General features: G+C 63.1%; 8 protein-coding genes and 1 riboswitch. Of the genes, 5 read left to right on the top strand and 3 right to left on the bottom strand.

The window, feature by feature from the left end; all coding sequences use genetic code 11:
* Positions 1-5: 5 nt before the first annotated feature.
* A complete protein-coding gene (locus tag QRM89_RS08045) occupies positions 6-518 on the bottom strand; it encodes a hypothetical protein (RefSeq protein ID WP_285447738.1) in 513 nt (170 codons plus the stop codon).
* A 29-nt stretch (positions 519-547) separates the two neighbouring features.
* Positions 548-646: riboswitch (TPP riboswitch) on the top strand.
* 114 nt (positions 647-760) lie between these two features.
* On the opposite strand from QRM89_RS08045, the gene thiC reads away from it, so the two are divergent.
* From thiC to QRM89_RS08025, 4 genes are all read left to right on the top strand, one after another.
* Positions 761-2638: a phosphomethylpyrimidine synthase ThiC gene (thiC, locus tag QRM89_RS08040; protein ID WP_285447737.1), complete on the top strand. Its 1878-nt coding sequence runs from the start codon at positions 761-763 to the stop codon at positions 2636-2638.
* A 400-nt stretch (positions 2639-3038) separates the two neighbouring features.
* Positions 3039-5393 (top strand): winged helix-turn-helix domain-containing protein, encoded by a 2355-nt coding sequence (locus QRM89_RS08035; protein ID WP_285447736.1) that lies wholly within the window; start codon positions 3039-3041, stop codon positions 5391-5393.
* A 119-nt stretch (positions 5394-5512) separates the two neighbouring features.
* Positions 5513-6406, top strand: coding sequence for a helix-turn-helix domain-containing protein (locus QRM89_RS08030; protein WP_285447735.1), 894 nt, complete (start codon positions 5513-5515; stop codon positions 6404-6406).
* Between the two features lie 48 nt (positions 6407-6454).
* Positions 6455-9343, top strand: coding sequence for a TonB-dependent receptor (locus QRM89_RS08025; protein WP_225042431.1), 2889 nt, complete (start codon positions 6455-6457; stop codon positions 9341-9343).
* Between the two features lie 635 nt (positions 9344-9978).
* Here the strand turns inward: QRM89_RS08025 and QRM89_RS08020 are convergent.
* A complete protein-coding gene (locus QRM89_RS08020; protein WP_042596931.1) occupies positions 9979-11091 on the bottom strand; it encodes an HDOD domain-containing protein in 1113 nt (370 codons plus the stop codon).
* A gap of 146 nt (positions 11092-11237) precedes the next feature.
* Complete coding sequence (ppa, locus tag QRM89_RS08015; RefSeq protein ID WP_002804918.1) at positions 11238-11774, bottom strand: inorganic diphosphatase; 537 nt, start codon at positions 11772-11774, stop codon at positions 11238-11240.
* A 199-nt stretch (positions 11775-11973) separates the two neighbouring features.
* Here ppa and QRM89_RS08010 point away from each other — a divergent pair, with 199 nt between their 5' ends.
* Positions 11974-12456 (top strand): hypothetical protein, encoded by a 483-nt coding sequence (locus QRM89_RS08010; RefSeq protein WP_103700333.1) that lies wholly within the window; start codon positions 11974-11976, stop codon positions 12454-12456.
* Positions 12457-12822: the final 366 nt, after the last annotated feature.

Raw genomic sequence — 12822 nt, 5'->3', positions numbered from 1 at the left:
GATAGCTAAGCGAGTCGGGTGGTGACAAGTGGGGGATACAAAAAAAAGCCACCGAAGATCGGCGGCAGGGAGAGAGAGCTGGTTTCTTGTTGTAATGCGGGCAGGCTAGCGCTGTGGCGTGCCGTGCAAATGCCGGTGGATGCCGACGATTGCGTGTTGCATTGCAGGATGTGCGTCGCTCGTCGGCCGTGGCATGAACGCGGCGGCTTTGCGAGAGACACGCAGCGTTCCAGCTGCGTCATGCGCCCCGTCCGATCAGAAGCGCTGGGTGTAGTGCGGGCAGCGTTAACGGCCGGGAAGACGGACGCTGAGTCGAGCGAGTTGGTAACGGCGCTGAGCACCGCCGGCGAGTCGCGATCGAACAGGTTGTTGACGTCCACGCCCGCGGTGGTGTTCCACGGCACTGGCAGGACCTGCATGGCATTGAAGGTGACGGTGACGGTGACGGTGGCGACGTGGTGATAGTTGCCGGTGTCATCCAGCAGCAGGGCCGCGCGTGATGATCGCCGCAGACACATGTCGCCCGCGCGGCGATGTGGTTTAATCGCCGCCGAAGTGGGGGTACCACAGCACTGCTGCGGTTGAGATAGTCCCTTCGAACCTGATCCGGCTCATACCGGCGTAGGGAAGCTTCGTTAGATGCGCTGCTCCGTGCCTGCACGGGCCTGCGCCATTGAGCGCCGCCGCTTCGTCCGCACTGCGACCCCTCGCAGCGCCAGCATCCTTGGTGCTGGCTTCTCAGCACACAGGACGAACGCCAATGAATGCCGCGCCCACCGTTTTGCTGCAACAGACCCAGACGCTCTCGGCAGCTGTGACCCAGCCGATTCCCGGTTCCCGCAAGATCTTCGTGCAAGGCTCGCGTGCAGACCTGCAGGTGCCGATGCGCGAGATCGTGCTGACCCGCACGCCGACGCTGTTCGGTGGGCAGGACAACCCGCCGCTGAGTGTCTACGACACCTCCGGCCCCTACACCGATCCGCAGGCGGCGATCGATCTTGCTGCCGGCCTTGCGCCGTTGCGTGCCGACTGGATCGCCGAACGTGGCGACACGCTGCCATTGGATGCACTGAGTTCCAGCTTCGGCCGTGGCCGCGAGCATGATGCGCGGCTGGATGCAGTGCGCTTCCCGTCGCGACGGTTGCCACGCGTGGCGCGCAGCGGTGCCAATGTGACGCAGATGCATTACGCGCGCCGCGGCATCATCACCCCGGAGATGGAGTTCGTTGCCATCCGCGAAAACCAGCGGCTGGAAGCGGTCACCGATGCGGTGTTGCGCAAGCAGCATGCCGGCGAAGCCTTCGGTGCCGCGATCCAGCAACGCATCACCCCGGAGTTCGTGCGCGAGGAGATCGCGCGCGGCCGCGCAATTTTGCCCAATAACATCAACCATCCGGAAAGCGAGCCGATGATCATCGGCCGCAACTTCCTTACCAAGATCAACGCCAACATTGGCAACAGTGCGGTGTCGTCGGGCATTGCCGAAGAGGTCGAGAAACTGGTGTGGTCGATCCGTTGGGGTGGCGACACGGTGATGGACCTGTCGACCGGCAAGCACATCCATGAGACGCGCGAGTGGATCATTCGCAATTCGCCGGTACCGATTGGCACCGTGCCGATCTACCAGGCACTGGAAAAGGTCGACGGCCGTGCGGAAGAGCTCACCTGGGAGATCTTCCGCGACACCTTGATCGAGCAGGCCGAGCAGGGCGTGGACTACTTCACCATCCACGCGGGCGTGCTGCTGCGTTATGTCCCGCTCACGGCCCGGCGTGTCACCGGCATCGTGTCGCGTGGCGGTTCGATCCTGGCGAAGTGGTGTCTGGCACATCACAAGGAAAACTTTCTCTACACGCACTTCGAAGACATCTGCGAAATCATGAAGGCTTACGACGTGGCGTTTTCGCTGGGCGATGGCTTGCGCCCCGGCTGCATTGCCGATGCTAACGACGCGGCCCAGTTCAGTGAACTGGAGACGCTTGGCGAGTTGACCAAGCTCGCCTGGAAGCACGACGTGCAGACCATGATCGAAGGGCCAGGCCATGTGCCGATGCAACTGATCAAGGAGAACATGGACAAGCAGTTGCGCGAGTGCGGCGAGGCGCCGTTCTACACGCTGGGCCCGCTCACCACCGATATCGCACCTGGCTACGATCACATCACCAGCGCCATCGGTGCGGCGATGATCGGCTGGTTCGGCACCGCCATGCTTTGCTATGTCACCCCCAAGGAACACTTGGGCCTGCCCAACCGCCAGGATGTGCGCGACGGGATCATGGCCTACAAGATCGCCGCGCATGCGGCCGACCTTGCCAAGGGCCATCCCGGTGCGCAGGTGCGCGACAACGCCTTGAGCAAGGCGCGCTTCGAGTTCCGCTGGGATGACCAATTCCATCTCGGTCTGGATCCGGAGAAAGCCAAGGAGTTCCACGACGAGACCCTGCCCAAGGACGCGCACAAACTGGCGCATTTCTGCTCGATGTGCGGCCCGCACTTCTGTTCGATGAAGATCACCCAGGATGTGCGCGACTACGCGGCTGAGCACGGCATCAGCGAGGACCATGCGCTGGAGGCGGGCATGCAGGAGAAGTCTGGAGAATTTGTGGCGCAGGGCGCACAGGTGTATCGGGCGTCGTAACAGCGGGGGGGCGGGCACGCGGCTGCAGTCGATCGCTGTGGCCGCTTAAGAAAAGTTCAGTTTTGAATGGTGCAGATTGGCGCTCGCATCGCAAGTGCCGTCGGAAAAATTTTCGCGTCGAGGCACGAAATCCAAGCAAATTCGGCGCGTCTAGCTGAATCGCAGATAAAAAAATCGCGCCAGAGGCGCGAAGGGTACGTCGTAATTGTTTGAATTCTTCGGCGAGAGAGAGAGAGCCTGACGTCGCCGCCTGTCATAGGAAGCAACGGTGCATAGCGTAAAATTTGCACCAATTAGATGCATGACACAGTTGGTTGTCGTGCTTTGCTGAATTTGGCGTCTCGCGCATTGTGCGTGATTGGTCTTGTTGTCCTTGCCGGCGTGTGTGTCTTTGTTGCCCATGAGTTCTTCCTCCATCCCTTCATCGTCCATGGGCCGGCTGCGCGTCGGTGTCTGCACGGTCGATGTGGCCTCGCGCGAAGTGCATGTTCCCGGTGCAAAGCGCACCCCGCGACTGGCGCCCAAGGCGTTGGCAGTGTTGCTGGCGCTTGCCCGGCAGCCGGGGCAGGTGGTGACGCGCGAGCAGCTGCTGGCCGAGGTCTGGCCGGACACGCTGCCGACCAACGATGTGGTGACGCAGGCCATTACCCAGGTGCGCAAGGCGCTTGCCAGCGATGGCAGCGAACGCTCCGCGCATATCGAGACCATCGCAAAGACCGGGTACCGCTTGCTGGCACCGGTGACGTGGGAGACGCCGGAGACCGTTGACCGTGCTGGTGCAAACGCGGCGCTCCCGGACCCTGCGCAGTCACAGGCAGATGCGAACGGCAACGCGCAGGGGGAAGACAGCGCCAGCGCGCACGTGCTGATCGGTAGCGCTATTGATGCGAGCCCTGCACAGCCCGCTGCGAGCGCTCAGTTGCCACGTGCCCGGCGCCGTGGCGTGGCGCTGGCATTGGCCTGCGTCGCCCTGCTGATAGTGTTGGGGTTGGCGGCAAAAGCCTTGTGGGAGCATGGATCCAGCACCGGCGCAGTGTCGGTCGGCACGGTAGTGGGCAGCCCCAAGCGCCCGTACCAGGTGATCACCGCTGGCGGCGGTTTCGACCTGACGCCCAGCCTGTCGCCGGATGGCGCCATGGTGGCGTACGCGTCTCTGGTCAATGACCGCCCAGGGACTTCGATCCTGGTCAAGACCACCAATAACGCGTATCCGCGCGTGCTCGACACTCCGGGCCCCGGGGCGGCCGACCGGCTTCCGGCGTGGTCGCCGGATGGCCGTGCGATCGCATTCGAGCGCGATGGCGCAGATGGCAGCTGCCGCATCATGATTGCTGCCGCCAACGGCCAGGCCGCGGCCCACGAGGTCGTGCGGTGCGATGGCGCGGACATGCTGAGTTTCAGCTGGTCGCCAGACGGGAGCGCCTTGTTGTTTGGCACCATGACCGGTGCCAATGGCGCGCGGCGCATCCGTCGCCTGGAGCTTGAAACCGGGCAATGGCAGACGCTGGCGTACAGCGCGCACCCGGACGACTTCGATTACATGCCGCGGTATTCGCCCGACGGGGCGTGGATCGTGTTCATGCGTAACCCGCAGATGGGCGACCTGTGGCGCATGCCTGCGCAGGGTGGCACCCCGGAACGGTTGACCGACGACATTGCGGAGATTCGCGGCTGGAGCTGGCTGCCGGACAGCAGTGGGGTGATCTTCGGGCGGCGCGTGGACAGCGAGGCGCGGCTGTACCGGCTGGAGTTGCACGACCGCAGCCTGCACGATCTTGGGGTGGACGACGCACAGGCACCGGATGTGGCCGGCACGCATGCGGTGTTCGTGCAGCGCAAGCCACAGTTTGGCCTGTATCAGGTGATCCGCGACCCCATGAACGGCGGTTACCTGCGACGTCGTCTGTTTCCGTCCAATGGGCGTGATGATCAACCGATGATTGCGCCGGATGGCCAGCAACTGCTGTTCACCTCGAATCGTTCCGGCGCCTATGGCCTGTGGTGGGGCGATGTCACCAGGCCCGGCTCGGTACGCTTGCTCGAAGGATTGCGCCCGGACAGCCGGCAGGCCGCGGACTGGTCGGCCGATTCGCAGCACGCGCTGGTGACCGGTACCGACGCGACCGGCCACCGTGGCATCTACGAAGTCACGCCTGGTAGCGGCAAGGTCACGCGGCTGGCGGTGCCGCAGACGCGTCCTTTGCAGGCGATCTACCTGCCAGACCCTAATCAATTGCTGGTGGTGGCGGCTTCGGACGACGGGCGAACCTCCGCCACCGTCTATGACCGCCGTACGCAACCGTGGCGCGCGCTGAGCGTCTTGCCTGATGTCTCGCAGCTGCGTCTGGACCGCGCCTCAGGCGAGGTGTTGTTCACGCATTTGTCCACCGGCGGACTGTGGCGCATCGCGCCGTCGCTGGCCGCCGACACCTTGCAGCCGATCGATCGCATGCAACCCTCGCGCTGGCGTTACCGCAGTTGGGCGCCGGGTGCGCATGCGCAGGTGCATTACCTGTCATCCACGGACGCGTGCTCCACGCATGACAGTGAACTGCGCAGTGGGCAGCAGGGCCAGTGCATGGATGTTGCCAAGTACACCGCCATCAACGGCTTCAGCATCGATCAGCGCAGCGGCGCGATGTATGTGTCGCTGGCTGAGGAAGATGGCAGCGCCATTGCCTTCATGCCGCTGCCCCCAACACCCGCCACCTCGCTCGGCATCGTCTCCAACCTGTTGTTCAAATTGAAGAAATAGGCTTCGTAAGTTCTTCGGAATCTCTTCGTGGCGATTTCGGGACACCTTCGGCAAAACATCCTGACTGCCGCCAGATTCGGCAAAACACTGTGCGCTCTTTTGTACAGCGGGCTGCCAGCATGCAACAGGTCATCACTGCCGATCGTGGCGTTGCACTCTCCATCGACGGTGCTGGCGAGCACACGCCGACCACCTGTCTGGCAGTTGCGCGGCTCGGCAGCCTGCGCACGGTAGCGGCGACCTTTACGTTGTGGGTGCAACTGCGCGGCCGTTCCTGGGTGGAAGCCAAGGAGGGCCGTTTCCGCCTGCATGCAGGTGACTGGATCGCCTTCGACAAGGATTCCCATCCCACGGTGCAGGCGGACCGCAGTGCCGTCTGCGTCGGCGTCAGCCTGGATGGCGACAGCCTGCAGTCGTTGGCCGAGCTGACCGACGCCACGTTGTATCCCGGCCGCAGCCACCTTGCGCGCAGCGACCTGCGTATCGCATCGCGGCTGTGGCGCAATGCCGCCGCACAGAGCGGTAGCGCTTCGGCCCGGCCGCTGCTGCTGCATCTGGCCGGCATGCAGCGCGAATTCGTCGAACAGGAACAGCGCTGCCCGGGCCGCTCGCGTAGCCGTCGCCGTCAGGTGTTCGGGCGGATGCAGCGGGCGCGTCTGTATCTGGAAGGCAACAGCGACCGCGTGGTGCGCATCAGCGAGCTGGCGCAACTGACCAACTTCTCCAGTTGGTATGTCTCCAAGACCTTCCAGAGCCTGTATGAGGAAAGTCCGCAGGCGCTGTCGGCACGCTTGCGTCTGGAACGCGCGTCGGACCTGCTGCGCGATACCTCGATGATGATCGGTGAGGTTGCGGCCGCCAGCGGCTTCGACAACTGCTGCAGCTTCGCGCGTGCATTTCGTGCGCGATTCGGCGTTTCCGCTTCGCATTACCGCGACCAAGCAGCAAATCCGCCAGATTCGGCAAAGCCACGGAACGTGACGCGCAAAGCGACGGCGTTCACGCAAACGTAATTTGCACAGGGGCGCTTAACGCGCCACTAACGAACCCTGGAGAGATTGATGAACCTTCGCACCTCCGCAGTGCGGCTGGGCCTGTTGCCCGCCGGTATTGCGATCGCGTTGACGCCGGCATTTGCCGCCAATGCACAAGAGCAGTCCGCCCCGTCGACCACGACGCTGGACCGCATCGAAATTACCGGCTCGCGCATCCGCTCGGTCGATGTGGAAACCGCACAGCCGGTTTTCACCGTGACGCAGCAAGACATTCAGAAGTCGGGCCTGGTCAGCGTTGGTGACATCCTCCAGAACCTGTCGATCGCTGGTACGCAGACCTACAGCAAGGCTGCGGTGCTGACCTCCGATCCGGAGCAGGGTGGCCAGTACGTCAACCTGTACAACCTGGGTGAGAACCGTACCCTGGTGCTCGTGAACGGCAAGCGTTGGACCAGCAGCTTGTCTGGTCTGACCGACATGTCCACGATCCCGAGCTCGCTGATCGAGCGCATCGAAGTCCTGAAGGACGGCGCCTCGGCAATCTACGGCTCCGACGCCGTGGCCGGTGTGGTGAACATCATCCTGCGCCAGAACTACGACGGTGCAGAAGCCTCGGCGTACTTCGGCCAGAATGGTCGTGGCGACGGTTCCAAGGAGCAGTATTCCTTCACCGCCGGCACCACCACCGACCGCTCCTCGCTGGTGTTTGGCGCCAACTACACCAACGAAGATCCGGTGTGGGCGAAGGATCGCGCGCTGACCCGTTATTCGGCCGGCCCGAACCACATCGAAGACAGTCTGAGCGCGACCGGCCCTTGGGGCCGCTTCACTTCTAACGACCAGACCTACATCCTCAACCATACCGGTTCGTTCGACGGCCGTGGCGTGGGCGCCGATTCGCGCAACATCGCCAACTACCACAACGACATCACCACCGACGACTACTACAACTCCGTCGATCAGATGATGTTGCAGCAGTCCAGCCGTAACAAGTCGATCTTCACCACCGGCAGCTACAACCTGACCGACAGCCTGACCTTCAAGTCGACCGCGATGTACTCCGAGCGCGACTCGAACCGTCAGATCGCCGGTTACCCGCTGCAGGCCTCGTCGCAGCCGCAGTTCCCGGTGGCGATTAGCGGTACCAGCTACTACAACCCGGTCGGCCAGGACATCAACAGCTGGTTCCGTCGCACAGTTGAATTGCCGCGCACCACCGAAAGCAACGTCAAGACCCTGCATTTCGATGCAGCGCTGGAAGGCGTGTTCGACGTCGGCAGCCACGGCTGGAACTGGGACGTGGGCTTCAACTACAACAAGTACGATGTGACGCAGGTGTCGCGCGGCAACATCAACTTGCTGGCGCTGCAGAAGGCGCTGGGCCCGTCGTTCCTCAATGCACAGGGTCAGGTCCAGTGCGGCACCGCAGCCAGCCCGCTGCCGCTGGGCACCAGCAATGCGTTGGGCCAGTGCACCCCGTTCAACATCCTGGGTGGCCCGTCGGCTTCCACGCCGAACGCGCTGCAATACATCAATGCGCTGGGTCAGGCCACGCAGCAGAGCCTGAGCAAGCAGTGGACTGCCAACATCACCGGTGGCCTGTTCGATTTGCCGGCCGGTGAGCTGGGCTTGGCCGCAGGCGTCGAACACCGCGAAATCAGCGGTTACGACTATCCAGACCAGCTGTCCAGCGCCGGTTACACCACCGACCTGGCCGCCCAGGCCACCGAAGGTCGCTACCAGACCAACGAAGCCTATCTGGAGCTGTTGATTCCGGTGCTGAAGGACCTGCCGGGCGCCAAGGAACTGTCGTTCGACGTGGCCGCGCGTTACAGCAACTACAGCCGCTTCGGCGACACCACCAACAGCAAGTTCAGCTTCACTTGGAAGCCGATCGACGACCTGCTGGTGCGTGGTACCTACGGCACCGGTTTCCGTGCGCCGACGCTGTCGGACACCTTCGGTGGCGGCTCGCAGACGTTCGATACCTTCACCGATCCCTGCGATGCGACCTTCGGTTCGCTGGGCAATGCGGGTGTGGCAGCACGCTGCGCTGGCGAAGGCCTGCCGGCTGGTTTCCGTCAGACCGATACTGCAGGCAACGCGGTAACGCGTCGCGACGTGCAGGGCAATGCACCGTTTAATTCGGGCGTGGGTAATGCCGAACTTGAGCCGGAATACAGCATCACCCGCACCGTGGGCATGGTGTACAGCCCGCATTGGGTGCAGGGCCTGGACTTCTCGCTGGATTGGTACCGCATTTCGATCTCCAACATCATCACGTCACTGACGGCCAATGATGTGCTGAACAACTGCTACCTCAACAGCCTGGCCAGCTACTGCGCCGACTACGGTCGCGACGCGGTCACCGGGCAGGTCACCACGCTGAGCCGCGGCAACGTCAACCTGGGTCGCCTGGAAACCGAAGGCTACAACTTCGGTGTGCGTTATCGCATGCCGGAAACTGCGTACGGCAAGTTCGCTGTCAACCTGGACACCAACTACCTGGCGACCTATAAGTCGCAGGCAGAAGCTGGTGCCGAGTGGGCAAATGCTGCCGGCTACTGGAACTTCCCGCGCGTGCGTGCCACCTTGGGTCTGGACTGGTCGCTGGGCGCGTTGTCGGCCAACTGGAACCTGCGTTACTACGGCGGTTTCCGCGATTACTGCTGGGATGCAGCGGCAGGCATCGAGTGCAACAACCCGAACTACCAGACCCCGAATCCGGGCTGGGGTGGCGGCACCGGTTCCAATAAGAAGGGCTCGATCTCCTATCAGGACGTCTCTGTCACTTGGCAGGCTCCGTGGGATGGCAGCGTGACCGTGGGTGCCCGCAACATCTGGAACAAGCAGCCGCCGGTCACCTACTCGATCACCAACAGCAGCACCGCGGCGATCGACCCGATGCTCGACTACGACCGCTTCCTGTTCGTGCAGTACAACCAGCGCTTCTGATCACCGAAACGTTGTAGAACGTGTTACGAAAAAGCGGGCCGAAAGGCCCGCTTTTTTTGTTTGCATTAGCACGTAGATTGGTATGTCTAGGCGTTATCTGTGTGGTTAGCGCTTTTTGCCGGCAAAGTGCGGCCCCCGAAATGGCAGGCATGGCGTTTGGTTTACAGACTTGCTGCCGGAGCGTGATTCAACCTCGCTGTGGCGCTCCATTGGCGTCGTCTTACGCGGAGACGCATGTGTTGCTAACGCTGCGTTTCACTGGTCCAAATGGCTGAATATCGTTGGCAACGCAATGCCTTGTGAGCCGCGAATGCATCTTCTGAAGCAATGATCCAAGCGTGTTTCTACTCGGTATGCATACTCTGACGGCTTGCAAAGCGGTCAAGCCAAGCCTCCAGGCTGCATCGCTATCTGCTACCAATAAGCAGCAATCGCTGCAATCCAATGCGACAAATGCGTCGGTCCATGCCGTCTGATATGGCAAGTGGAAGAGTGCGTGACGTCGCTTGCTGGGCCGCGACGGGCCAGCGCAATGGCGTAGCTTTTGAAACGAGATCTGTGCGCGCATCGTATGCAAGAAAAAGGGCGCAACTTACGTCGCGCCCTTCAGCCTGCATCACTGCACGTGCAGAGACTTACGCCTCAGCAAGCCCCATCAACGTATCGGCCTGCTCGCGCCAATTTGGCAGGCGGTTGATGACGCCGACCTTGGTCAGGTATTCCTCGTCCACGGTCTCGCCGCTGGCCAATGCAGTCGCCACGTGCACGGCGCCGGTCACCCAGAAGCTGCGCAGGCTGGAGCGTTGCGGGTGGCGATGGAAGGCGACCGCTTCGATGATCGGCATCGGCAGGCCCCACAGGCCCAGCAGGTAGGCGCCCGCTTCGGTATGGCCCAGACGCTCATCGCCTTCTACGGGCGGTTCGCGTTCATCACGCACGCCGGGCAGCAACAGGCCGATGTCGGCCAGTAGCGCGGCGGTGGAGCCCAGTTCGGCGCTGGTCGGTGGCAGCACCTTGGCCGCCAGGCGCGATGACAGCAGCGCGCGGCGCTGCATCGCGGCGCGCTCTGCCGGGGTCAGGGTCTGCACCGAGAACACTTCGCTGGCCAGCACCAGGTCACGCAGCGTGGCCACGCCCAGGCGGGTTACCGCAGTGCGCAGGTCGGTGATGCTGCGTCCGCCGGAGAAGAACGCCGAGTTGCATAGCTGCAGCACCTTGGCCGCGATCGCCGGGTCGCCGGCGATCAGCTTGGCGATGTCGGCCGCATCGGCGCCATCGTCCTCTTCCAACGCGTGCATCAGGCTCAAATACAGGTGGGGCGGGGAGGGCAGCTTCTCGATCCGCCCAATGGCTGCGCGCAGGCGCGGATTGCTGAGCAGGTCGCGCAACTCTTCCAGGCTGGTGACCGCTTCCAGCAGCACTTCCGGTGCCAGCGGCATCGGCAGGAAGCGGTGCGCCACCCCGATGATGCGCGCAGGTGGCGTGCGCTGCCCGTCCTGGGCATCGATCAGGGCAATGCGAATGGTGTCGGGCCGCAAGGTGCGGATTTGCCCGAGTAAGGTCGCGGCGGTCAGGTCCGGCAGGACCGGGGCAACGATGACGGCATCGAAGGGCGACAGCGCGGCGGCTTCGATGGCAGAGTTCCCGTCCGGGACCTGCTGCGCCTGCCAGTTGTCGCCGAGTTCGGCAATGTAGTCGACAAGGTCGGACGGAAGACTGGCTTCGTCCCCAACAAACAAAATACGCAAGGCACTTCCCCAAGAGTCACCGGCGATAGGCGCCGGCCAAACGCTGTCGGCAATGTACCCAATCTGCCGACAGCGGTCACCGGCATCACGCCGAAAGCGTGATGCCGATCGCCCCGCGCGTGCGGGGCAGCGTCACGGTCGACGGCTCAGGGCGCGTCGGAATTATAGCGTTCCACCGACTCCACCAGGATGCGCTTGGCTTCCGCCGCGCCGCCCCAGCCATCCAGCTTGACCCACTTGCCCTTCTCCAAGTCCTTGTAATGCTCGAAGAAATGGCCGATGCGCTCCATCCAGTGGCTGGAGACCTGATCGATATCTTCGATATGGGCGTAGCCGGAGAAGATCTTCTCGATCGGCACTGCCAGGATCTTCTCGTCGCTGCCGGCCTCATCGCTCATGCGCAGCACGCCGACCGGGCGGCAACGCACCACCGAACCGGGCACCAGCGGCAGCGGCAGCACCACCAGCACGTCGGCCGGGTCGCCGTCGCCGCACAGAGTGTTGGGCACGTAGCCGTAGTTGCAGGGGTAGCGCATCGGGGTCGACAGGATGCGGTCGACGAAGATCGCGCCGCTGGCCTTGTCCACTTCGTACTTGACCGGCTCCGAGTCCTTGGGGATCTCGATGACGACGTTGATTTCTTCCGGCAGGTTCTTGCCGGAGGTGACCAGTTCCAGGCCCATGCGCGTAGCTCCGAGGCTTCAGCTGTGTGTGGAGGCCGATTCTACGCGTTCGGCTGTTGCGGTGCAGCGACACTGAATAGGCATCCGTCTGACAGCGGCGCGCGGCATAGTCCGCGTTCATCACGGGCCGCTTCCCGATGCTGCTGAGCGTGCCCGGGCGTCACGCTGCAGGCTCATCCACAGCCACGGAGTTGGCCCCATGTCCAGGTACCTGCGCGTCATCGTTCTTTTGATGTCATCCATCCTCGCCCCGGCGGCGCTGGCTGCGGATCCGCCGCCGGCGTTCGTGGATGCGGTGGACTGGCCGGCCAACGGCGAAGGTTGGGAGCCTTTTGTCGATCTGGAGCAACGGCTGGACCGTGATTTCGACAATATTTGTGGCGATACGTTCTGTGGCGGCGAGTTCAGCGATTACCAGCCGCTGCGCTTCCGCTGCTCGGTCAATCGGGTGAGCGGGGTGGTGCGCAGCTGCATCTGGACCTTTGGCGCGAGCGAGGTGAGCGTGGATCCGCGCAGCGGTCATTTGCGCTCGGACAGCCGGGTCTGGCGCTGCACCGCGCCTCTGCAGGCCGGAACACGCCTGGACGAGATGTATCGCGTACTTGCAGTCACCAATCCGCTGTTCGAGCCGCTGCCCGGTGGTGCGCCGCCGATCTATGACGGGTTGATCGGCTGTTTGTGAGGCGCTGACGGCGTCTTGCTCATGCTGTTGGTCGAGCGATCATCTATGACGACCTAGCAGATTCTGGTGCAGCGCCTTCGGAGCTGGCGCGGCTTGCCTCCGATATGCGTTTTTATGCATCAAGTAACGAGCACCCTGCGCAGCATGATGGCTTGTGGCGTGATCCTTGCTGACTTGCTGACTTGCTGACTTGCTGAATGCGGAGATGCGCTGCGCCACTGGCCCGTAGTGATCAAACGGGCCAGTGGCGTCTTTCAGGCCTCCGCAGTCGTCTTTGTAGCAGCACGCATTGCCATGCTTGCAGCCTCATGAGCCTCAGAGGCTAGGTGCCGTCACCCGCCGACAAAGGCCCGGGCCTGGAGCCAC

Source organism: Xanthomonas sp. LMC-A-07 (genome assembly GCF_030208825.1).
Classification (GTDB): Bacteria; Pseudomonadota; Gammaproteobacteria; order Xanthomonadales; family Xanthomonadaceae; genus Xanthomonas; species Xanthomonas campestris.
The sequence above is the reverse complement of the archived record's forward strand: the minus strand, read 5'-3'. Positions and strand labels throughout refer to the sequence as shown.

What these genes read in the sequence shown, in the direction of transcription:
- QRM89_RS08035 (WP_285447736.1), top strand. Translation starts at nt 3,039, where the DNA reads ATGAGTTCTTCCTCCATCCCTTCATCGTCCATGGGCCGGCTGCGCGTC.
- thiC (WP_285447737.1), top strand. Translation starts at nt 761, where the DNA reads ATGAATGCCGCGCCCACCGTTTTGCTGCAACAGACCCAGACGCTCTCG.
- QRM89_RS08010 (WP_103700333.1), top strand. Translation starts at nt 11,974, where the DNA reads ATGTCCAGGTACCTGCGCGTCATCGTTCTTTTGATGTCATCCATCCTC.
- ppa (WP_002804918.1), bottom strand. Translation starts at nt 11,774, where the DNA reads ATGGGCCTGGAACTGGTCACCTCCGGCAAGAACCTGCCGGAAGAAATC.
- QRM89_RS08030 (WP_285447735.1), top strand. Translation starts at nt 5,513, where the DNA reads ATGCAACAGGTCATCACTGCCGATCGTGGCGTTGCACTCTCCATCGAC.
- QRM89_RS08025 (WP_225042431.1), top strand. Translation starts at nt 6,455, where the DNA reads ATGAACCTTCGCACCTCCGCAGTGCGGCTGGGCCTGTTGCCCGCCGGT.
- QRM89_RS08045 (WP_285447738.1), bottom strand. Translation starts at nt 518, where the DNA reads ATGTGTCTGCGGCGATCATCACGCGCGGCCCTGCTGCTGGATGACACC.